The sequence below is a fragment of the Parabacteroides hominis genome, from assembly GCF_014287585.1.
Classification (GTDB): domain Bacteria; phylum Bacteroidota; class Bacteroidia; order Bacteroidales; family Tannerellaceae; genus Parabacteroides; species Parabacteroides hominis.
The window spans coordinates 69,333-92,637 of sequence record NZ_JACOOJ010000015.1; the positions used below are offsets into that span (position 1 = coordinate 69,333).

Annotated in this window: 19 protein-coding genes; 12 read left to right on the top strand and 7 right to left on the bottom strand. The window is 46.2% G+C overall.

The window, feature by feature from the left end:
- Positions 1-59: 59 nt before the first annotated feature.
- Positions 60-1,637, bottom strand: a complete 1,578-nt coding sequence (locus H8S65_RS10165; RefSeq protein WP_186929877.1) for a hydroxymethylglutaryl-CoA lyase-like TIM-barrel protein — start codon at positions 1,635-1,637, stop codon at positions 60-62.
- 523 nt (positions 1,638-2,160) lie between these two features.
- On the bottom strand, positions 2,161-2,820 hold the full coding sequence (locus H8S65_RS10170; protein ID WP_186929878.1) for a DUF1349 domain-containing protein: 660 nt from the start codon (positions 2,818-2,820) through the stop codon (positions 2,161-2,163).
- 257 nt (positions 2,821-3,077) lie between these two features.
- On the opposite strand from H8S65_RS10170, the gene H8S65_RS10175 reads away from it, so the two are divergent.
- The 4 genes from H8S65_RS10175 to mobV all read left to right on the top strand — a co-directional run bounded on the left by H8S65_RS10175 (position 3,078) and on the right by mobV (position 7,814).
- Positions 3,078-3,833: a response regulator transcription factor gene (locus H8S65_RS10175; protein WP_186929879.1), complete on the top strand. Its 756-nt coding sequence runs from the start codon at positions 3,078-3,080 to the stop codon at positions 3,831-3,833.
- A 378-nt stretch (positions 3,834-4,211) separates the two neighbouring features.
- Positions 4,212-5,444: a site-specific integrase gene (locus tag H8S65_RS10180; protein WP_004293706.1), complete on the top strand. Its 1,233-nt coding sequence runs from the start codon at positions 4,212-4,214 to the stop codon at positions 5,442-5,444.
- 17 nt (positions 5,445-5,461) lie between these two features.
- Positions 5,462-5,854, top strand: a complete 393-nt coding sequence (locus H8S65_RS10185) for a hypothetical protein (RefSeq protein WP_004293707.1) — start codon at positions 5,462-5,464, stop codon at positions 5,852-5,854.
- Positions 5,855-6,446: 592 nt separating this feature from the next.
- Positions 6,447-7,814, top strand: a complete 1,368-nt coding sequence (gene mobV, locus H8S65_RS10190; RefSeq protein ID WP_008999098.1) for a MobV family relaxase — start codon at positions 6,447-6,449, stop codon at positions 7,812-7,814.
- Positions 7,815-8,011: 197 nt separating this feature from the next.
- Here the strand turns inward: mobV and erm(F) are convergent, their stop codons facing one another.
- Positions 8,012-8,812, bottom strand: a complete 801-nt coding sequence (erm(F), locus tag H8S65_RS10195) for a 23S rRNA (adenine(2058)-N(6))-methyltransferase Erm(F) (RefSeq protein ID WP_004295323.1) — start codon at positions 8,810-8,812, stop codon at positions 8,012-8,014.
- A 245-nt stretch (positions 8,813-9,057) separates the two neighbouring features.
- Here erm(F) and H8S65_RS10200 point away from each other — a divergent pair, with 245 nt between their 5' ends.
- The 3 genes from H8S65_RS10200 to H8S65_RS10210 all read left to right on the top strand — a co-directional run bounded on the left by H8S65_RS10200 (position 9,058) and on the right by H8S65_RS10210 (position 11,576).
- Positions 9,058-9,783: a toxin-antitoxin system YwqK family antitoxin gene (locus H8S65_RS10200; RefSeq protein WP_004293712.1), complete on the top strand. Its 726-nt coding sequence runs from the start codon at positions 9,058-9,060 to the stop codon at positions 9,781-9,783.
- A 261-nt stretch (positions 9,784-10,044) separates the two neighbouring features.
- Positions 10,045-11,133 carry a GNAT family N-acetyltransferase gene (locus tag H8S65_RS10205; protein ID WP_186929880.1) on the top strand — a complete coding sequence of 363 codons (1,089 nt, stop codon included), beginning with the start codon at positions 10,045-10,047 and terminating at the stop codon, positions 11,131-11,133.
- On the top strand, positions 11,112-11,576 hold the full coding sequence (locus H8S65_RS10210; RefSeq protein ID WP_186929881.1) for an alanyl-tRNA editing protein: 465 nt from the start codon (positions 11,112-11,114) through the stop codon (positions 11,574-11,576). Before H8S65_RS10205 ends, H8S65_RS10210 begins: the two co-directional genes overlap by 22 nt.
- A 100-nt stretch (positions 11,577-11,676) precedes the next feature.
- Here the strand turns inward: H8S65_RS10210 and H8S65_RS10215 are convergent, their stop codons facing one another.
- Genes H8S65_RS10215 through H8S65_RS10225 form a run of 3 tightly spaced genes read right to left on the bottom strand, consistent with a single transcriptional unit; the run spans position 11,677 to position 14,515 of the window.
- Positions 11,677-12,633 carry an ABC transporter permease gene (locus H8S65_RS10215; RefSeq protein WP_186929902.1) on the bottom strand — a complete coding sequence of 319 codons (957 nt, stop codon included), beginning with the start codon at positions 12,631-12,633 and terminating at the stop codon, positions 11,677-11,679.
- Positions 12,626-13,366: an ABC transporter ATP-binding protein gene (locus H8S65_RS10220; RefSeq protein WP_186929882.1), complete on the bottom strand. Its 741-nt coding sequence runs from the start codon at positions 13,364-13,366 to the stop codon at positions 12,626-12,628. The genes H8S65_RS10215 and H8S65_RS10220 overlap by 8 nt, the downstream gene beginning before the upstream one ends.
- Before the next feature lie 3 nt (positions 13,367-13,369).
- Positions 13,370-14,515: a COG1470 family protein gene (locus tag H8S65_RS10225; protein ID WP_186929883.1), complete on the bottom strand. Its 1,146-nt coding sequence runs from the start codon at positions 14,513-14,515 to the stop codon at positions 13,370-13,372.
- A 269-nt stretch (positions 14,516-14,784) separates the two neighbouring features.
- Here H8S65_RS10225 and H8S65_RS10230 point away from each other — a divergent pair, with 269 nt between their 5' ends.
- The 5 genes from H8S65_RS10230 (at position 14,785) to H8S65_RS10250 (ending at position 21,957) form a co-directional block, all read left to right on the top strand.
- The gene (locus H8S65_RS10230) at positions 14,785-16,056 is read left to right on the top strand and encodes a phosphoglycerate kinase (protein WP_186929884.1); all 1,272 of its coding nucleotides are present in this window, start codon (positions 14,785-14,787) and stop codon (positions 16,054-16,056) included.
- A 150-nt stretch (positions 16,057-16,206) separates the two neighbouring features.
- Positions 16,207-16,824, top strand: a complete 618-nt coding sequence (locus H8S65_RS10235) for a DUF6563 family protein (protein WP_186929885.1) — start codon at positions 16,207-16,209, stop codon at positions 16,822-16,824.
- Positions 16,825-16,898: 74 nt separating this feature from the next.
- On the top strand, positions 16,899-18,380 hold the full coding sequence (gene proS / locus H8S65_RS10240) for a proline--tRNA ligase (RefSeq protein ID WP_186929886.1): 1,482 nt from the start codon (positions 16,899-16,901) through the stop codon (positions 18,378-18,380).
- 150 nt (positions 18,381-18,530) lie between these two features.
- Positions 18,531-20,090, top strand: a complete 1,560-nt coding sequence (locus H8S65_RS10245) for a DUF4435 domain-containing protein (RefSeq protein WP_186929887.1) — start codon at positions 18,531-18,533, stop codon at positions 20,088-20,090.
- A gap of 100 nt (positions 20,091-20,190) precedes the next feature.
- A complete protein-coding gene (locus tag H8S65_RS10250; RefSeq protein WP_186929888.1) occupies positions 20,191-21,957 on the top strand; it encodes an ArnT family glycosyltransferase in 1,767 nt (588 codons plus the stop codon).
- Here the strand turns inward: H8S65_RS10250 and H8S65_RS10255 are convergent, their stop codons facing one another.
- Positions 21,958-23,298 carry a Gfo/Idh/MocA family oxidoreductase gene (locus tag H8S65_RS10255; RefSeq protein ID WP_186929889.1) on the bottom strand — a complete coding sequence of 447 codons (1,341 nt, stop codon included), beginning with the start codon at positions 23,296-23,298 and terminating at the stop codon, positions 21,958-21,960.
- Between the last annotated feature and the right edge of the window lie 7 nt (positions 23,299-23,305).

A 23,305-nucleotide genomic window follows, 5' to 3' on the forward strand; every position in this document is an offset into this window, starting at 1 on the left:
CTTTTCCCCGGTCATCCGTCCGGAGGAAAAGCTCTTAAATACATAAAAACAATCTAATATTATGTGGTAGTATGTGCCTGTTTCTGCTTCTTCTTCGAAAGGAAATTATGCGCCATCATCGGGAAAAGTTCCAGAAGCAAGACCTCTTTTTCATTTTCAGCCAATTGGACACCTATTTCTTCTATGGCGGGATTCTCCTGCATTTCATAATCGGAAGGATCATACGGGACTTCATCTCGCGACCCCGTGATCTTCAAGCGAAATTCCGGATCGATCGGAACCGGCGTCTTTCCATATTCTCCTTTTACCAGGGCGATGAACTGGTTGGACGGGTTGCTGTACATCGGACGCCCTTTCAACTGATCCAACGCGCATGACACTGCTTGGGCCCCGATAATCTGGCTCGTCGGCGTTACCAAAGGGGGCAAGCCTGCATCCATACGCACCTGAGGGATCAGCGACATCGCTTTTTCCAATAAGTCCATCTGTCCCAATTGCTTCAACTGGGCTACCATATTCGTGTACATGCCTCCCGGTATCTGGGCCTTCTTCACCAATTCATTCGGTTCGGGGAAACCAAAATATTCTTCTATGGCATGGCAGAAGATAAGCAAATCGTCCTCTTTATCTTTCCGGGCCGCGTCAATCGCATCGTTGAAGAAGCGGTCGATCTCGGTCGGTATTCTGTCCGTCAACGGGTTAAACGGCTTAGGCAGTTGTTTCGACATATCGAAAGCAGACAACTCCTTGCGGATATCCAGCAAATGAGCATTGATTTTCGCGATTGCCTCCATATTGATATCCAACTCGATACCCATTTTCTTACAGAACACATACACCAGTTCGATTGCCGGAGCAGCCGTTCCGCCGGCGAAATACCAGATATTGGTATCGACAATATCCACTCCATTGACAATAGCGGCCAAAACCGAGGCCAGACCATATCCGGGCGTACAATGTGTATGAAAATCTACCGGAACTTTGAGATGCTTTTTAAACAAACGAACCATTTCGGCGCTTCTTCCCGGCGGAATCAGGCCGCTCATATCTTTAATCGTGATCATATCGGCCCCCAAAGCCTCCATTTGAAGCGCTTTATCCAGGAAATATTCATTTGTAAAAACAGGCTTATGCAACGGATGTCCATGCAAAGCTGCAACAATCCTCTCAACAGCCGAGTGGTACGGGTCGATCGTGTAACAGACGGCACAATCAGCCGTCCCTCCGAAACGTTTTACATATTTGACTGTCGATTTTATATTCTCCACATCATTCAGCGCATCGAATATGCGCATGATATCCAATCCGGATTCTATTGAGTTGCGGCAAAAGCCTTTAATAATCTTATCGGGATAAGGATTATAACCAAACAGGTTACGCCCGCGTGAAAGGGCCGCCAACTTGGAAGCATTCCCCACAGCGGCTTTTATTATCTCCAACCGTTCCCAAGGATCTTCTCCCAAATATCGCATGATAGAATCGGGCACGGCGCCACCCCATACTTCCATCGCATAAAAACCGGCTGCCTTATAAAAAGGAAGCACTCTGTCTATCTGTTCTTGTGACATTCGCGTTGCAAAAGCAGATTGCTGACCATCCCGGAGAGTCAGATCCCGAATCAAAAGTTTTCGTATCATACCTAATAAATTGTTTAGACCGTTTCAGACTTAAATTTATCTTTATAACAAAAATTAAACTGTTTTGATTGGAAATACCTGGTTAAGAATAGCAAATGTTTATAAAAACGGGCTTTCCAACTTATCATTTTGACATTCCATACTTTATTTTGGAATCACTAAAGAGTCCGGTCCTTCATCCCTTATTGTCATTCCCGGCTTATTGTATAGATTTCTCAAATACCCGTTGGTCTAAATCGAAACAGTAGCGCATGAAATTTGGTTTTCTACCCCATATTTCTCAAATTTCCCTTGCGGGTAATATTTTTTAAGAAACTCATAATTGCATAAATCATTGAACAGCAGATCGGTATGAATATTTCTGTTTTTAGGGGTAGTTATTGTATTTTTTTTAAGTTTCGCACCTTCCGGTAACAGTCTCAAAAGTCAGTAAAAAAACAAGTGAACAGAAAAAAGGTAACTTAGCAGTACAAACCAACTGATTACCAAAAATTCAAATCCACTTGTTATGAAAGCAAAAAAATCAATTATTTTCAGACTTATTTTTCTCCAACCATTGTACTCTGCGCAAATCCGGCAAATGCTTGATTGAAAAATTTTCAAATTTGGCATTGAAGCCATTACCGTCAGGACAGGCTCCCATTACCCCAACCATGACGGGATGATTGTCTTGCAACCAAGCGTTGCGCATCATCGTGTATTCTTTATCATCGAAAGAATAGAAAATTTCAACGGCATCCAGTCGGCGCACCGCCTTGATCCATACAAATGGCACGGGTTTGTCTAATGGTATAATACTCCAGTCGCTTGTACGATGGGTTACAACGGTACTAAGATTGTACTTCCCATCCACGAACTCAATTCCGGTTTTGATGTAGTTCTCGTGGTCGATACGCAGCATTAGTCCCGACTGGTCGAAACGGGTTTTGTAATCGCCCGATATTTTTACCTTTACTTCAAATTCCCCGCCACGCAATGTGTACAGAAACGGGGCATCATCTACGGTAAATCCATAGTGGGATATGCGCCAATAATCAGTTTGGGGAGTAACATCCATTGAAAGCGAATTGTTCTCAATTTTCCATTGCTCAGGTTCATTGAACCACTGCATTTTCTCTAACGATTGCGCCATGCAGGTAAATGAAGCGGCAACCATCATTCCACTCAATAATAACTTTTTCATTTCATCTTTTATTAGAATTAAACAACAATGAATCGACAGAATATTTGCCTCCTCCCAAAAAACTCAACACACCAGCCTTGCATGTCTGCCTTTCGGCTATCAATTCGGCATTATTATTGGCATCATACAGTTTTCCTTGTTGGCACTCTTCTTTTTCACTTATCAAAGATAACCATTCATTTTATTTACCTTTGCAAAGGTAAGGCATTGCCATATACTGAACAATGATTATAAATAACCATTTTTATTACTGACTAATGGACACAATAGATATATTGAACAAAGAATTTTTCACACAGGATTTTGTGGAAGAACAGCCATCTGCTGAAATGCTGAACAGATATAAGGATATAGCTCGTAACTATGCACGGATGGAAAATGCGGTCGCCGTATTGAGTGACTTGCGTACTAATGTGAGTTACATTTATTATGGCAGTTTCTCCCGGATGCTGGGAATAGATAAATGCGGAGACGAGGGTAAGGTGTCTTCTATTTGGGAAAAAGAAATCTTCAAGCTCATTCATCCTGATGATTTGGCTGGGAAGCATTTACAAGAATTGTATTTTTTCCATTTTATCAAACGCCAGCCCAAGAGGAAACGCACCGATTATTATTTGACAAGCAAACTCCGTATGAAGAGCGGTACGAATAATTATATACCTGTATTACATCGAATGTTTTATGTTTCTGTCCCTTTTAATGACGCGTTGTGGCTGGCTTTATGCCTTTACAGTCCTTTACTGTTTGATACTTCTGCCAAATGCCTAATAATCAATTCTGCCAACGGTCAAATGACAGAACTTGACAAACAAAATAGCACAAGCATACTGTCCGTCAGAGAAAAACAGGTATTGAATCTCATAGACAAAGGTCTGACAAGCAAAAAAATTGCCGAAACACTTTCTATCAGCATAAATACGGTTAGTCGGCACAGGCAAGAAATTTTAGGCAAGCTCCAAGTGAAAAATTCCATTGAAGCCTGCCGGGTAGCAAAAGATTTAAAGTTAATATAAGAGATAAATAACTGAAATTCACACGGTTGCCAAATCGCCACCTATATTTCTCTAATAATTCGCTAAAAGTTTATTCCTCAATCGGTTAAGTCAAACCGATAAAAATCTAAAATAAACACATAGCGAAAAAGTAAATTTGGGTAAAACGTAGCGAATTAGCTGATACAGCGTTCGTTACGCTTTGTTTTTCTATGGGACAGAGCCAACGAAATACCACCTCGAAGCCAAACAGCGCAGAAGTTCAGTTACCACCTCATTACCCCCGTAACGGGTGTGAATTTCTTGCTAAATGGTTCTGTTTCTGCGATTTGCGTAATTTTGCATAGCAGTCGGTAACTCACTAATAACTAATTTTGTAACCAAAAAAAGGAGTGAGTTATGCGTAGTACATTCAAGGTATTATTTTACGTGAAGAAAGGCAGCGAGAAGCCGAACGGCAACCTGCCTTTAATGTGCCGTATCACGGTGGACGGCGAGATTAAACAGTTCAGTTGCAAGATGGACGTTCCCCCACGGCTGTGGGACGTGAAGAACAACCGTGCTTCGGGCAAGAGCGTCGAAGCGCAGAGAATCAACCTTGCGGTAGATAAAATCCGTGTGGAAGTAAACCGCCGCTATCAAGAGTTAATGCAGACGGACGGTTATGTTACCGCCGCCAAACTCAAAGACGCCTATCTCGGTATCGGCGTCAAGCAGGAAACTTTGCTGAAGCTGTTCGAGCAGCACAACGCCGAGTTCGAGAAGAAAGTCGGGCACAGCAGGGCGCAGGGTACATTTACCCGTTATCGGACGGTCTGCAACCATATTCGGGAGTTCCTGCCCCATACCTACAAGCGTGAGGATATTCCATTAAAGGAACTCAACCTCACGTTCATCAACGACTTCGAGTATTTTCTGCGCACGGAGAAGAAATGCCGCACCAATACCGTGTGGGGCTACATGATTGTGTTGAAACACATCGTTTCCATAGCGAGGAACGACGGGCGTTTGCCCTTTAATCCCTTTGCGGGATATATCAACTCTCCCGAAAGCGTGGACAGGGGCTACCTCACCCAAACGGAGATACAGACGCTCATGAACGCACCGATGAAGAACGCCACCCACGAGCTTGTACGGGACTTGTTCGTCTTTTCTGTTTTCACGGGTTTGGCGTATTCGGACGTGAAGAACCTCACCGCCGACCGCCTGCAAACATTCTTCGACGGCAACCTGTGGATAATCACCCGAAGAAAGAAGACCAACACCGAATCGAACATCCGCCTTTTGGACGTTCCCAAGCGTATCATCGAGAAGTACAAGGGGCTGGCAAGGGACGGTCATGTTTTCCCCGTTCCGAACAACGGCAGTTGTAACAAGATACTCAAAGATATAGGCAGACAATGCGGCTTCAAGGTACGCTTGACCTACCATGTCGCACGCCACACGAACGCCACGACCGTACTTCTGTCGCACGGCGTACCCATCGAAACGGTGAGCCGCCTTTTGGGGCACACGAACATAAAGACCACCCAAATTTACGCCAAAATCACCGCCCAGAAGATAAGCCAAGACATGGAAACCTTGTCGCACAAGTTGGAAGATATGGAGAAGAATATCTGCCGAGCCATCTAATTAAGAACAGAATACCGATGAAAGAAGAAAGGAACATTATCACGATGGACGGGCAGGGCAATATCTCCCTGCCGAGCGATATAGGCGCAACCGCCATGACCGAGCGGGAAATCTGCGAACTGTTCGGGGTTATCGCCCCGACGGTTAGGGCAGGGATAAAGGCACTCTGCAAAAGCGGAGTTTTATCTATATATGACATAAAGCACATTATCCGCCTATCGGACAAATACAGCGCGGAGGTTTACAACCTCGAAACGATAGCCGCCCTCGCTTTCCGTGTCGAATCGTTCGGGGCGGCGAAAGTCCGCAGGGCATTATTAGAGAGGATTATACACGGGCGAAAAGAGAAAACGACGGTATTCGTGTCGGTTGTTTCGGACGGCAAGCCCAACAGCCGTTGGAAAGCATGATGATATACCAACATACCAACATGCAAACGTACCAGCATACCAGCATGCAAACATGCAAACCTATCACTATGGTGATATATATTGCAGGGTCTATTTCTCTTTTCAGAGGAAAGCGGAGCAATCGTTTTCGTTTACAAAGGCAAAGCAAGCACGGGGCTTTACGTCGGCTAAAAGGTCAGGCGGCTGCGCCGTTTCCCAATAAATCTTCCTCTCGCTTCGCTGCGAGCGTATTTATCGGGAAAACCTTGTATCCGACCGCCCCGTGCAAAAGAGCCTTTGAAAACGGAAACGACCGCCCCGCCACCCACCGACCGAAAGGAAAAAAATAAGGTGGGGTTACGGGCAAGCAGGCGGCAGGGACAGCCATAGCCGAAAGGCAGACGGGCAGGCAGACGGCACGCCGCAGGGTATTTACGGAGAAAATACCGTAGCTTATTAGGGAATTTTCCGAGCCGCAATACTACGTATCGCTGAAAATTCCCCAATAAGGCAAGGGGTAAGCCCCTCTGCACACCCCATCGGGGACGGCATTTGCCGCCCCGAAGATACGAAAAATCATTGTTTCACAAGTCAAGGAAGAAAGGAAAAATATATGGGTTTCGTAGTTTTACACATGGAAAAGGCGCACGGCAGCGACAGCGGAACGACCGCACATATCGAGCGTTTCATCATACCGAAGAACGCCGACCCCACACGCACGCACCTAAACCGCAGGCTTATCGAATACCCCGACGGGATAAAAGACCGTTCGGCGGCTATACAGCAGAGATTAGAAGAAGCGGGGCTGACACGCAAAATCGGAAGCAACCAAGTACGGGCAATCCGCATCAACGTATCGGGAACGCACGAGGACATGAAGCGGATAGAGGAAGAGGGGCGTTTGGACGAGTGGTGCGCCGACAATCTGAAATACTTCGCCGACACGTTCGGAAAGGAGAACATCGTGGCGGCTCACCTGCACAGGGACGAGGAAACGCCGCACATACACGTTACACTCGTCCCCATCGTCAAGGGAGAGCGCAAGCGCAGGAAAAGGGAGGAACAGACGAAGAAGCGATACCGCAAGAAGCCGACCGACACCGTGAGGCTGTGCGCAGACGATATTATGACACGGCTGAAATTGAAGTCCTACCAAGATACCTATGCCGTGGCGATGGCGAAATACGGGCTGCAAAGGGGCATAGACGGCTCGAAAGCTCGCCACAAGTCCACGCAGCAGTATTATCGGGATATACAGAAACTCTCCGACGACCTCAAAGCGGAAGTGGTGGATTTGCAGCAGCAGAAAGAAACGGCACAGGAGGAACTAAGACGGGCGAAAAAAGAAATACAGACCGAGAAGCTGAAAGGGGCGGCAACCACCGCAGCCGCCAACATCGCCGAGAGCGTCGGTTCTCTTTTCGGCAGTAACAAGGTCAAGACGCTGGAAAGGGAGAACACCGCCCTGCATAAGGAGGTAGCCGACCACGAGGAAACCATCGAAGCCCTGCAAGATAGGATACAGACCATGCAGGCAGACCACAGCAGGGAGATACGGGAAATGCAGCAAAAGCACGGCAGGGAGATAGCCGACAAGGACACAAGGCACAAGCAGGAAATATCGTTTCTGAAAACGGTAATCGCAAGGGCGGCAGCATGGTTTCCCTATTTCCGTGAAATGCTCCGTATCGAAAACCTCTGCCGCCTTGTCGGGTTCGATGAAAGGCAGACCGCAACGCTCGTCAAGGGAAAGCCGTTGGAGTATGCAGGGGAACTCTACTCGGAGGAACACGGACGGAAATTCACGACCGAAAGGGCAGGTTTCCAAGTGCTGAAAGACCCCACGGACGGGACTAAATTGGTTCTTGCCATCGACCGAAAGCCCATTGCCGAGTGGTTCAAGGAACAGTTCGAGAAGTTAAGGCAGAACATACGCCGACCTATACAACCGCAAAGGAAAGGCAAGGGATTCAAGCTATAAATGTTAAATCCTGCCCGATTTGCCGAAAAAAGTGCGGTACGCTGTTCGTGGTGTACTGCACTTTTTTTATATTTGTTCGCAAGGTGATATACTTGAAGAAAATAACAGCCGATTTCGCTGTTAGCACAATGTTATGCGGCAGCTTAAAAGACGACACCAAACCAGAAAAATCATCTTGACAACCACCCGACTTTGAACTACGAAGGATGAAATTTTTCAGGGACAACTTCCAGCATTTCCAAAAAACAGTTTACCCATTGACTTGGAGACAAACAAACAATTTGAGCATTAAGGTTTAAACCGAATTTTTCCGAAATTGACCTGACCTGACTTTTCCTGAAAATCGACTTTAAAGCTGTTTTTACAGATAAATCAGGTTTCTCTAACAGACAGGAAATAAATGCTAAGTATTTGGCTTTAAACTTAAAATCAAAAAATAACTGTTTTCTTTTAATGTTTAACAGGGCTGATTTGACAGTTGGCGGTGGAAAGAAACTTTCAGGACCTACCTCATAGACAAGTTTCAAATCAAAAAAAGTATGATAGAAAACGGTATATGGATTGTAAAGCTTCCTCGAAAATAACTTTTGTGTAGGTTCTAACTGAAGGACAATGGAACCTCCCAGAAAATTTCCAAGACTCTCAAACATCAGGATTTTGAAAATATCGGAAGTAATGCCATAAGGAATATTTGACACCACTTTGAAAGGAAATTTCGGAACTGCAAAATTCCTAAAATCACAACCGACAACTTGAACATTTCGGGCATCAGAAAATAATTTTCGTAAATGTTCAACCAAAGCTGTGTCGTTTTCAATAGCAACAACATTGTTGGCGATTTTTAATAAATGAACAGTAAGAAACCCCTTGCCTGCCCCAATATCTAAAACCGTATCCTGATTACTTATATTTGCTTGTCTTATTGCATCTTTTATTAGCACTTTATCAATAGTAAAGTGCTGACCCGTAAAACGAACGGGCAATTTCTTTTTTGTCATTAGTAACTTCTTACAGGTGAATACTTGACTGCAAATTTAGTAACTTTGCAGCAGAAATTAACGAGAAAGAAGAGAAAATGAAAACCGACCGCATAACATCACCTATACGCAAGCAGGGGTTTCGTGCTTCGTAGGACAGTTAAGTGGTAAATTTAAAGTTCAGTTCTTCGTAGGAAGTTCAGTGGTTAAAATCCCTGCCTGCGTATAGCTGAGAACCGTTATCAACCTCGAAAAGCAAAAATACAATGAATAGAATATTAACACTATACCTCTTTTTGCTATTGTGTGGCACGGCTTCCGCACAACAAATAGTAAAATGGGACGATTTACAGACTATAACGGATAACGCACGGCGCACGGTCTATTATGAAAAAGGCAGTAAACAGCCGTTGCAGGGAGAATATCGCATTATACGAGGGCTTGACGAGGAGCGTGTTAAACTTTCCGACGGCATAATAAACGGTGATTATCTCCGCTATCGTGATGGGGTACTGCGTGAATCGGGCATATATGCCAAAGGAAAGCGCAACGGCATATTCACGGAGTATTACCAAGATGGCGTTACTCCCCGAAAAGAAACACCCATGCAGCAAGGCAAGATAGACGGAACTGTAAAGACCTATTTTCGTAACGGCAAAATAGAAATCGAAAAGGAGTATAGGCAGAGTGTGGAGAGCGGACGGGAACGCCGCTTTGACAGCAAGACGGGTGAGCAGATTTTTGAATCTCATTATATAGACGGCAAAAAAGAGGGTGAGGAATGGGAAATATTCGAGGATGGGCGCACGCTTCGCAGCAGGACTACACGACACTACCGTAACGGAAAACTTGACGGCTTTTATCGTGTGGAATCGACACGGGACGGAAAACCCTATATAACCATCGAGGGGCAATACACCGACGGCGAGAAATCGGGACGTTGGAAACAGTACAACGCCACCGATGACACAACCCATGAATGGGATGAATGATTTTCTTTTTTCGCAAGTTGATTTTATAAAATTGCCACCGAAAGTTCGTACTTTCGGAAAAAGATGTTATATTTGCAAATGAAAGAGTTATTTGACAGCATAGCAACGCAAAACGCTGAAATTCGCACAGTTGCTAAATCGTTACTTCTATTTCTCAAATAATTCGCTAAAAGTTTATTTCTCAATCGGTTAAGTCAAACCGAGAAAAATCTAAAATAAAAACTATCTTTGGGGATTCATTACAATAAATTCAAAAGACAAATGGCAACCTCTGGAACATCCGACATATTCCGAAAAGCAGAAGAGACAGATATAGAACGAATCTGGCAAATTATCGGACAAGCAAAAGCCCAAATGCAACGTCTTGGAAGTCAGCAATGGGACGAGAACTATCCGGCTATCGAACATATCCGTCAAGACATACAGGACGGAAACGGATACGTCATTTGCCGGGAAGACCGGGTTGTTGCATACGGAGTCATTTCGTTCGACGGCGAACCTGTCTATAAAGAGATAGAGGGCAAATGGTCGAACGACCTGCCTTATGTCATTGTCCACCGCCTGGCCATTGCCGACGAGATGAAACGGCAGGGCATGGCAAAACAGTTTATGTTGCAAGCTGAGGAGGTGAGCCGCAAGAAAGGCGTCTACGATTTCCGCGTGGACACAAAATATGACAATGCTTATATGCTTCGCCTGATCGACACGCTGGGATTCAAATACTGTGGCGAAGTATATTACCGGAATAACAGTGCAAGGAAAGCATTCGAAAAGACAATTCGTCCTCACTCCCATTCCATCGGCATTTCCGGTTATACAATCCGGGAAGCGACTTTAGAGGATGCGGCTCCGATCTTTGAAGCGATCGATAAGAACCGGGAAGACCTGCGTATTTGGCTGCCTTTTGTCGACGGGCTTAAAAGTGCTGCGGACGAAGAGAAATTCCTGCAATCCGTATTGTCCGTTCCTTACGAGCAACGCGATCCGGTTTGCATTTTGGAACAAGGGGAAACTATTTGCGGGCTTGCCGGTTTTCATTTCTCCGATGCTCCCAACCGGCGAACGGAAATAGGTTACTGGCTGCTTCCCGCCTACCGGGGAAAAGGGATCGTCACGCACGCAGTCCGTTATCTCTGCCAATGGGCTGTCCGTGAACGGAACATAAACCGCATCCAAATCCGGTGCGCCGTCGGCAACTTTCCGAGCAATGCCATCCCGAAACGTTTGGGATTCACATTGGAGGGAACAGAACGGGATGGTGAATTGTTGGTATCAGGCGAATATGTAGATATTAATGTATATAGTATATTAAAGAAAGAAATAGAACAATGGAACAAGAAATCCAATTAAACGGGCACAACAAAGCCGAATATCCTCCTATGCATACGGCGGAACATATTTTGAACCAGACGATGGTTCGTATGTTCGGTTGCCCTCGTTCAAAGAATGCGCATATAGAACGGAAAAAGAGTAAATGCGACTACGAGTTACCGGAAGAACCGTCAGCCGAAATAATGGCAGAGGTGGAACGCCGGATAAATGAGGTGATCGACCGGCATCTGCCGGTTACAATCGAATTTGTACCGAAAACGGAAGCCGGAGAGATCGTCGATCTCAGCAAGTTGCCGGAAGACGCAAGCGAAACACTGCGTATTGTCCGCATCGGTGATTATGACGCCTGCGCGTGTATCGGGACACATGTCAATAACACGTCTGAAATCGGACATTTCAAAATGCTCACATACGATTATGCCGACGGGCGGCTGCGGCTGCGTTTCAAATTAACAGAATGATAGAAAACAATGACCAATATGCCAATTAGTAAATATGCCAATCAACAGGAGTCTCCCATTCATTGGCACATTTACTAATTGGCACATTGGCATATATTATTCACCTTGACCGTACTTCTTTCCTCATAAACGAGACATACGACAAAGCAAAACATACAACTGTCGCAGCAATCAACCCGGTCAGTTGCGGCCAAACAACCAAAAGGCTCTGGCCTAAAGGCAGCGGGCTTGGAATCGCGCCATGCACCTGCTCCATTGTCAGCGGTCCCAGACTCCGCACGGAAGGCATTAACAATGTCATCGTCGCTTCATTAAACAACTCACTCGGTGCAAAACGCAGTAAATTCAGCATAAACCGTTGGTAAGCGATCACCTGATAGTCAGAAGCCCAAGCGGAAGGGCTCAACGCCTTTCCTACGAGGTTGATGATCATATTATAGAACACGCTGAAAAACAACCAAATCGCCACGCAAGCCAATGCAGAAGTCGCCGCCTGTTTAAAGCGGATCGAAAAGAATATCGACAGGTTCAACCAGAATGCCACATAAAAGAGGCTTACGAGCAGGAAGAAAATGACACGCATAAACTCTTCTGCCGTAGGCGGAATCCCGATCGCAATCAACCCGAATCCCATGACCAGGAATCCCAGCATGAACAACATGATGCCGATTACAGTCAGAGCTGCCACAAACTTCGCATTAATCAGATAATCCCGGTGAATCGGCTGAGACAAGATACGGCTCAACGTTCCTTTATTCTGTTCCGAATTAATTGCATCGAATCCCAGTGAAATCCCTAACAATGGCCCTAAGAAACTAATAAATACGGCAAAAGAAGGCAACGTTCCGTCCGAAACCGTAAACAGTTTCAGGAAAAGAAATGCTCCATCGGGATCATTCGGCTTTATCGCTTCACGGATATTTGTGAGGGCCGTATATAACGAACCCATACAAGTCAGTGCAATGATAACGATCAGGATAATAAAACGCCAGCTTCTCACATAATCGGAGATTTCCTTATTGACAATAACCCAGAAAGGATGATTCGTATTACTCATGGCTGCGTCCTCCCCCGAAATATTGATTATAGATATCGTCAAGCCCATGCTCGGTCTTATGCAAATCTGTCAGTTCGATCTCCGCCAACAGCTTTCCTCCGCCAAACAATCCTACCCGGTCGCAAACTTGCCGGACCTGGTTCAGATGATGGGAAGAAAACAAGACGGTCAATCCCTCCTCCCGGCTCAGTTGCCGGATCAGATCCATAAATTCCTGCACACCGGCCGGATCTATCCCGGAAGTCGGCTCATCCAAAATGATTACTTCAGGGCTTTTGATCAGCACATCGGCCAATCCGAGACGTTGACGCATTCCTTTGGAATATTTACCGGCTTTCTTATCCGCTTCCTTCAATAATCCAACACGGTCAAGCAACTGCTCCGCTTTCGCACGCGCTTCTTTCTTCCGAATGCCATTGAGGGCGGCTGTATAAATAAGGTTCTCGATCCCCGTCATATCCTCATAGAAGCCTACATCCTCCGGCAGATACCCGACTTTACGCTTTACATCTATCGGATGAGTGGTGGAGTCGATATTACATACTTTTACGGAACCGGTCGTCGGTTCGGTCAGGCCCAGCATCATCAGTATGGTCGTAGATTTTCCCGCCCCGTTCGGCCCCAGCAACCCGAATATTTCACCTTTGCGAATCTGCAAGTTCAAATCGTTCACGGCAGTAAAGTTTCCATACTTTTTCGTCAAACCGGTAAGTTCGATCACATACTGGCACATGACTTACCTCCTTCCATATTTACGGAACAGATAATACACGCCACCCAACACGAGCACAATAATCAAGATCCCTAACCAACCGTAAACCATGGGAGTATGAACGGATATGCGGAACTCCGCAGTCGTATTGACTTCAGGCGTCTTAGCCGTCATCTTCGTCACATAATCGCCCGGAAGAGCCTTTCCGGATGCTTTTATCGTCGCAGTAACATTCGTCGTGCTGCCAGCCGGCAGTTTCTCTATTTTAGAAGGTTCGAAGGTTACTTCCCAGTCAACCGGCTTAGTGGCTGTTAGCTGGACATCCTTCAGTTCGGCAGACCCATTGTTGCGTACGACCAAATCAATACGTTTCATATCTCCTGCCGTAATCTCCGCGCTCAACAATCCTCTCGGGGTCGTCAGTTCGATATCATAAGAGCCGGTGATAACCACCTCCAACTCGATATCGGCAGAGGTCGAACTGGTTGCCGCATGAACCGGGATCTTATAAGTGCCCGCCTGCACGTTAGCCGCCGGGTTGATATCGATGCTGATATTTTCTGTTGCATTGGCTTCCACCTGTGCGGAAGTAGCCTGCTTGCCGGCAACCCGGAAAGTGACGTTCCAGCCTCTCGGAGCGTCTGCCATCAACGCATAAAGTTGCTGGTCGGCTGTCTGGTTCTTCAACGTCGCGTTGAAATTGAAGGTCGATTTCGAATTGCCCTGCATATTGGGCTGCTTTGTCATAAACTCAGTTTGATAGGTCCCCTGTTCGGAGACAGTCACAGTCAACGGCAATTCCGCCACGCCAGGGGCAGTCAGTGTAAAATGGTACGTTCCCTTATTCACCTTAAACGGGACATCCACTTTAAAAGAAAAATTCTTCTTTTCACCCGGCAGAACGGATATCTGGTCGACCGTCCAACCTCCGGCTTTCATCTCATACTTCCATCCTCGTGGCATTCCTGATACGGAAATAGAAGCATTCTTCACTTCGTCACAATTATTAATGACATCAACACTGTAATTGATAGACTCTCCCGGCGGAACCGCAATCTTAGTGTAGGGAGTGTACAACATCACACATTCACCGGCGCCATATGCGCGCGTACTCATCGGAAATAATACAAGTACGAGTACAAGTAGTAGATTAAGATGATTTGTTCGCATTACTATAAAAATTTTAGTACAAAATTGTTTATCAATAGCTGGCGGCAAATATAAAAGTCTTCTTTATTACTGTCTATTAAAAGTATTAAAAAAAAATTACTACAATAACCTCCGCTTTCCGGTTTCCCCACATGTTTTGATCGCAGCGTGAGGAAGTTTTTCATTTAAGCCAATAATTATAGAATATGAAACAACGAAATAAAATATTTTTGTGTAAGTTTGCGTCCGCTAAGCATGATATTTTAATACAGAACTTAAATATAAGAGTTATGCAATCAATTGACAATTTCAATTTTGCCGGCAAAAAGGCATTTGTAAGAGTTGACTTCAACGTTCCTTTGGACGAAAACTTCAACATCACAGACGACACTCGTATCCGTGCCGCCCTTCCTACTCTGAAAAAGATTTTGGCAGACGGTGGCAGTGTAATCATCGGTTCTCACCTGGGACGTCCGAAAGGCGTTACTGACAAATATTCACTGAAACACATCCTGAAACACGTTTCCGAACTGCTGGGTGTCGATGTTCAGTTTGCTAACGACTGTATCGGTGAAGAAGCCGGCGCTAAGGCTGCCGCTCTGCAACCGGGCGAAGCATTGTTGCTTGAAAACCTTCGTTTCTATGCTGAAGAAGAAGGCAAGCCGAGAGGTTTGGCAGAAGATGCTACAGACGAAGAAAAGAAAGCTGCCAAGAAAGCCGTTAAAGAAAGCCAGAAAGAATTTACAAAGAGATTGGCATCTTATGCCGACTGCTATGTAAATGACGCATTCGGTACGGCTCACCGCGCTCACGCTTCTACGGCATTGATCGCCGATTACTTCGACGCTGACCACAAAATGTTCGGCTACCTGATGGAAAAAGAAGTAAAAGCTGTTGAAAAGGTATTGAACGACATCGCTCGTCCGTTTACTGCAATCATGGGTGGTTCCAAGGTTTCTTCCAAGATCGAAATCATCGAAAACCTGTTGAACAAGGTAGACAACCTGATCATCACCGGCGGTATGACTTATACTTTCACAAAGGCTATGGGTGGCAAGATCGGTAAATCAATCTGCGAAGATGACAAGCTCGATCTGGCTCTCGACCTGATGAAGAAAGCAAAAGAAAAAGGCGTAAACCTGGTATTGGCTGTCGACGCTAAGATCGCTGACGATTTCAGCAACGATGCAAAAACGGCTTATGCGAACGTAAACGAAATTCCTGACGGATGGGAAGGCCTTGACATCGGCCCGAAGACTATCGCCATCTATGCTGACGTGATCAAGAACTCCAAGACTATCCTGTGGAACGGTCCTACAGGCGTATTCGAATTCGAAAACTTCACAGACGGCTCCCGCGCAGTTGGCGAAGCTATCGTTGAAGCGACCAAGAACGGCGCCTTCTCATTAGTAGGTGGTGGCGACTCTGTAGCTTGTGTTAACAAGTTCGGTCTGGCAAGCGGCGTTTCTTACGTTTCTACAGGTGGCGGTGCTCTGCTGGAAGCTATCGAAGGCAAAGTCCTTCCGGGTATCGCTGCCGTTAAGGGCGAAGCATACAAATAAGAATAATTCTTATCCATAAATAAAAGGCTGCTTCTTTCGGGGAGTGGCCTTTTTTGTTCCATACAATTTTATGCTTATCTGTACGTTCTAAGAAAGAATAAACATCCGGAAATGTCTTAATCAGATAAACGGAACAAATTACCTATTTTTATGAAAACATTATTTTTCGTGTTATGCCTCTTCCTTTCTGTAGAAGGAGCACTGAGCCAAGAAACCGGCAAATTGTATACAACTCTTTCCGACCTGCTAAACGAAACAAGCAGTAGTACATTGAACGTTATTAAGGAAAAACGAAACAAAAACCAACTGTTCATGTCCGGAGGAGGAGACTTCAAAATATACAATGGGGACAAAGAGCTCGATAAGGAGATCAAGAAAAAGACCTTCGCCATCGAGATTGATGACACGCTGTACATCAATTGCATCGGATTAAAATTCAAAAAGCGTCCAATCGGAGCCTGGTTTGCACCAGGTCTTATTTGTAAAGGGAAAGTTTATTTCACAGCAATTCCCACAGGTTCAAATGCTGCTATGGCATTCGGAGTCGTTGGAGCAGCAGTACAATCAGCTAATGCAGCTTCATCACGTGTTTTCTACGAAGTAGACGATTCCGAAAAAAAGCTGAAATTAGACAGGGTGGATTCGAAAAAAATGGAAGAATTATTACAAAGATATCCGGAATTGCTGGAACGATACCAAAAAGAAGCTTTTAAGGAACATATTGAAATTGTAGGCAAATATTTGCAAGCGATCAAGCAGCAGGAATAATAAGTACAAATATTTTTGTACCTTTGCGCGTCATATTTGGAATCAATAGAAAAAACATATAGAATTATAAGGAAATGGCAAAAGAGCTGAAAGAACTGACTCCGAGAAGTGTGAACTACTCGCAGTGGTACCAGGATCTGGTAATCAAAGCGGATCTGGCGGAAAACTCCGCTGTACGCGGCTGTATGGTGATCAAGCCTTACGGATATGCGATTTGGGAAAAGATGCAACGTATCCTCGACGATATGTTCAAGGAAACAGGTCACGTAAACGCTTACTTCCCCTTGCTGATCCCGAAATCATTCCTGAGCAAGGAAGCTGAACATGTGGAAGGCTTCGCCAAAGAATGTGCCGTTGTCACGCATTATCGTCTGAAAACAAACCACGACGGTACAGGTGTCGTGGTCGACCCGGCCGCCAAGCTGGAAGAAGAGCTGATTATCCGTCCGACTTCCGAGACAATTATCTGGAACACCTATCGCAACTGGATCCAGTCTTACCGCGACCTGCCTATTCTTTGTAACCAGTGGGCAAACGTGATGCGTTGGGAAATGCGTACCCGCCTCTTCCTCCGTACCGCAGAATTCCTGTGGCAGGAAGGACATACCGCCCACGCGACACGCGAAGAAGCAGAAGTCGAAGCAAAGAAGATGCAGGGAGTATATGCTGACTTTGCCGAAAACTATATGGCGATGCCGGTCGTCAAAGGTGTCAAGTCTGCAAGCGAACGTTTCGCCGGTGCATTGGATACCTATACGATCGAAGCGATGATGCAGGATGGAAAAGCGCTGCAAGCCGGTACTTCCCACTTCTTAGGACAGAATTTCGGCAAGGCATTCGACGTTACCTTTATCGACAAGAACGGAAAGAGCGACTACGCCTGGGCTACTTCATGGGGTGTTTCAACCCGTCTGATCGGCGCCCTGATCATGTCCCACTCCGACGATAACGGTCTGGTATTGCCGCCTCACCTCGCTCCTATCCAGGTGGTAATCATCCCGATCTACCGCAGCGAAGAGCAGTTGGCGCAGATCAGCGAAAAGGTAAACGGCATCGTTGCCAAGCTGAAAGCGTTAGGCATCTCCGTCAAATTCGACGATGCCGACAACAAGAAGCCGGGATGGAAGTTCGCCGAATACGAACTGAAAGGCGTTCCCGTACGTCTGGCTATGGGCGGACGCGACCTGGAAAACAATACGATCGAAGTGATGCGCCGCGATACGCTGGAAAAAGAAACCGTGACTTGCGACAACATCGAAACATACGTTCAGAACCTGCTGGAAGAAATCCAGAAGAACATCTTCCAGAAAGCATTCGACCACCGCACGGAAAAGACTATTACAGTCGACACCTACGAAGAGTTTAAGGAAAAGATCGAAGAAGGCTACTTCATCATGGCTCACTGGGACGGAACTCCCGAAACGGAAGAGCAGGTGAAGAACGAAACGAAAGCCACGATCCGCTGCATTCCGCTGGATGGAGACAAGACTCCGGGCAAGTGCATGGTGACCGGCAAACCTTCCGCACAGCGCGTATTGTTTGCACGAGCTTACTAAACCGTCCGTACATACGGAAGAAAATAAAGTTCCATAGGCATGAAACTCTTGTTCCATGCCTATGGAATTTTTGTTTCATGCCTATGGAACTTTTGTTTCCCGCCTATGATTTTTTTATTTACCTTTGGGGAAACTAATCGGAGACCCGTTATGGATTTAATTCTTCCTACCAATCAAAATACTTCAGCTCCCGTTACCCTTGACACGAAAGTGTTGGTAGTAATCGGAGCTAACGGAGCCGGTAAAAGCTCCTTCGGCAGAAACTTGCACCAACGCTACGCCGGGCAAAGCGTATGGATATCAGGAATGCATTCCCTCTTCCTTAGCAGCGAAGAAAACAAGGCGCCTGCGGACGGCAACGAGCTGGCTCGGCTCCAGTCCATGATTGCGGAACGGCTTTTCATGCCGCGTATGTCAGAATATGAAAAACTGATCCTGCACCTGCAAACCGAAGAATTCGAAGCTGCCGTCCAGTATAAAGAAGAAAGCAAGCTGACGCCCGACCTATTGCCGCCGGTCACCAAGATAGACCGCATCCAGACGACTTGGGAGAAGATGTTCCCGCATAACCGCCTGGTACGCAAATCAGGCTTTATAGAACTGGCCTCCACCAGCATTGACGGAGATTCTTATACGGCCGGCAGGATGAGCGACGGCGAAAAGCTGGTATTTTATCTGATAGGAGCCGTGCTCTGTGCTCCTGAAAATGCGTTATTAATCATTGAAGAGCCGGAAGTCCTGCTCCACGACTCCATCAAAAATCCTTTGTGGGACGAGATAGAAGCCATGCGGCCGGATTGCACGTATGTGTATCTGACGCACGACATCGACTTCGCCGCCTCACGCGACAACAGCAAGCGTCTCTGGATACGTTCTTACAATGGGGACGCCCGGATATGGGACTACGAACTGATCGAAAACAACGACAGCTTCCCGGAAGAGGTCTATATGGACATCTTAGGCAGCCGCAAGCCGATCCTGTTTATCGAAGGGACCGACTCCAACAGCATAGACAGCCGCCTCTACCCGCTTATCTTTCCCGACTACAAAGTAAAACCGATGGGAGGTTGCCAGAAGGTAATCGAAACAACAAAGGCATTCGCCCAGTTGAAAGATTTCCATACGCTCGATTCTAAAGGGATCGTCGACCGTGACCGTCGCACGGAAGGAGAAATTGCTTACCTGCGCGAACAGCATATCTACGTTCCCAACGTTGCCGAAGTGGAAAACCTGCTGATGCTGGAACCGGTTATCAAGACCGTTGCCGGCCGCCTGATGAAAGATCCCGAACAGGTCTTCAACCAGGTCAAAGAAAACGTTATCAAACTTTTCCTGAAAGACCTCGAAAGCCAGGTTTTGCTTCATGCCCGCCACCGCGTACAGAAGAAGTTGGAAACGGCTCTGAACCGGAAGATGAGTACGGTGGACGAACTGACCGAACATGTGGAAAGCATCCGCGAAACCGTACACGTAGACGAAATATATACGGGGATCAAGGAGAAATTCATTCAGTTTGCCGAAACCGGAGATTACAAAAATATCCTTCGCGTCTACAATCAGAAAGGGATGCTGCCTCAATCCCAGCTCTGCAAATACTGTGGCATCAGCAATAAAGAGAGTTATTTAAACCTCATCCTCTCCATTCTGAAAGAAAATAAAGAAGATGCGGATATCATCCGGAATTCCATCAAAGAATGTTTAGGAACATAAAAAAATCTCACGAAATGAACAAAAAGTCCGTAAAAAGTCGTTCTTTTGTAGTTCAGAAAAATTTATTCAATGGGGCGAAAGCTCCTTACCGATTTAAACTATGCGCACACCTACTCTTCAATATCTTTATCTGCAAAAGCCGGTAACGATGGTTATCGTCATTTGCATAATCTCTGTCCTTCCCTGGATCGGGCTGGGAGACTTTTCGACTAAGGGAGAACCCCGCGAAGCGGCGGTTGCCGTTTCCATGCTCGAAACCGGCAACTGGGTTTTGCCACAGGTCTATGCAAACGAATTTGCATATAAGCCGCCGTTGGCACATTGGCTGATGGCAGTCGCTTCCTTGCCGCAGGGATATGTTTCCGAGTTCACTTCCCGGTTACCGTCTGCGCTGGCCTTTATTACACTGATCGGTTTCACGCTGGTTTTCTTTGGTAAACGATTGCGGTTTCAGCAGGCATTCATCGCCACGTTATTGCTCATCACCTGTATCGAGATACACCGGGCGGCCATGACCACGCGCGTGGATATGCTGCTAACAACCTTTATAGTGATCGGACTTTATCAACTATACCGGTGGGAAGACAAACTGGAGCTAAAAGGAGTGCCGATCGCCATCCCTGCCCTATTGGGATGTGCCGTACTGACAAAAGGGCCTGTGGGTATTATCCTGCCGCTGTTTGTCTTCGGCGTCTATTTGCTGATGCTTCGTAAATACTCCTATTTGGTGATATTCAAAGCGCTTCTTTATGCTGGCATTTCTTCTATGTTCCTGCCTCTATTGTGGTATGTTGCTGCCTGGAAACAGGGTGGCGATGCATTCCTGAACGTGGTGCTGGCAGAGAATCTCGGACGTTTCTTCCACCTCAGCACGCCTGATATCCATTACAATTTAGGGCATGAAAACGGAGTCTGGTACAACTTTATGACATTGGCTGCGGGATTTGTTCCCTGGACGATTTTCTTCTTTTTCTCTTTATTCGGATTAAAACTGCACAAGCCGGAAAAGTCGGTGAAAGAGATACTGGCCGATACCTGGAATAATATCCGGTCGATGGAAAAAGAGAAACTGTTCAGCTTGGTAGCATTGGTTTGTATAATTTTCTTCTATTCGATACCTTCCAGCAAACGAAGCGTATATCTGATGCCGGCTTATCCGTTTATTGCTATTTTCCTGGCTCAGTATACTTTATATATTACGGAATACAGGACGAAAGTAACCCGCGTATTTGCCGCTTTCATGGCATCCATCACGGCCGTTGTCGTGATCGCCGTCGGCCTGACGATGGCCGGAGCAATCGATCCTGTCAAGATCGCAAGCCAGTACACAAGCCGCCAATCGACACTGGAAACGGTCGAGTTGGTATCGAATATGTTCGCGCATCCCTGCGGGCTGACAATTTGTATCCTGATAGTCCTTTTGGCTATTCTGGCGACTGTCTATTATCAGATGTTCAAGAAGATCAACATTAAGATCCTGTATGCGACGATAGCATTGGCCTTTGCCATTAACTTGCTGATCGACGGGGTTGTCATGCGCGGTATACGCCAGGGAAGTTCCGCCCGTCCGTTTGCCGAGCAGGTTCAGAAAGAATATCCGTTGGATGATATGAATATGTATGTGATGAATGATCTGAAGACATACGCTAATCTTTACGGGCTGAACTTCTATTTAGGAAACAAGTTCCATAACTTCGGACAGGAACAGCCGGTAAGCGGCTTTTTCTTCTGTACGGTGAAGGATCTGGAAACTGTCCAAAAAAATTATGGAGATAAGTACACATTCAGTCTACTTACCTCCACAAAGAATGTTATAGCTGACGTACGTCAAAGAATCGTATTGTGCAGCTTTCTACAGAACGAATAATCAATATTTAAAGACTTTGCCGCCGGCAAGCACTTCCTGCCTTGCTTCATCGAATGTAGCTTTTTCCCCCGTACGAAGGGAAGCAGTACACATGATGTTGGCAATGGAGTGATTATAGCCGGCATCTACGGGAGCATTCGGCTGCTTGCGGCTCTTCACGCATTCCATCCAGTTACGCATATGCAGGTTTGTCATCGGATCGGCTCCTGTATTGGAACCCGTTTCCACCTTGATAGAAGGCAATTCGAATTCTTCCAACAGATTCGGCTGCATTCCCATTTCATCTGCGAAACGCTTGGTCAATCCACCTTCCGATGTCACTTTATTCGTGTCCAGATTCAACGTACCGCCATTGGAGAAGTACAATTCCTTTGTTCCGCCTGCCGAGTTATGCATACGGGAAGAATATACCACCTGGAAATTTTCTCCGGCTTTCCCATAATCGAACACCGCCGTCATCGTGTCATAACTGCGGCGTCCGTCATTCCATTGATATATTCCGCCATTGGCAGCAACACTATTCGGGTGGTTGCAACCCGTAAACCAATGTACCGTATCGATCTGATGTGACATCCACTGGCCGGGAATACCGGAAGAATACGGCCAGAACAGGCGGTATTCCAAATATTTGCGCGGGTCCCATTCTTCGTACGGACGATTCAGCAGGAAACGCTTCCAGTCAGTATCCTTCTCAAAACATTGTGCAACCAAAGCCGGACGGCGCCAGCGTCCGGGCTGGTTAACGTTCCAGCACATTTCCACCATCGTGATCTTACCGAACTTACCGGAACGGATAAAGTCGTTGGCGGCATGGTAGTTTGGAGCCGAACGGCGTTGGGAACCAATCTGCACGATCTTTCCACTTTCCAACACAGCTTTGCGGGCGGCACGGGCATCCTCCATCGTTTCAGCAAAAGGTTTCTCTACATAAGCATCGCATCCGGCTTTAACCGCTTCGATGCAGTGCAAGGCGTGCTGGAAGTCGGAAGTGGCAACGATCACCGCATCACACATTTTAGCGTCATACAGTTCTTCATTGTTACGGAACGCTTTCACTTTCTTTCCATATTTCTCTTGGAAGAAAGCGACGCCTTCATCTCTACGCCGTTTCCAGATGTCGGAAATAGCGACGATTTCAAATCCTAACTCATCGGCACAAGCCATAAAAGCAGGAATAAGAGAATGGCGGGCACGGTCTGAAAAACCGACAATACCCACACGAATCTTCTCGTTTGCGCCCATTATGTTAGCGTAACTCTCTGTACTGAACCCCAGTCCGCCGATAGTCAGACCGGCTGCGCCTAAGGCACTGTGTTTAAGGAAATCTCTACGTGTTGTCATGGTTCCT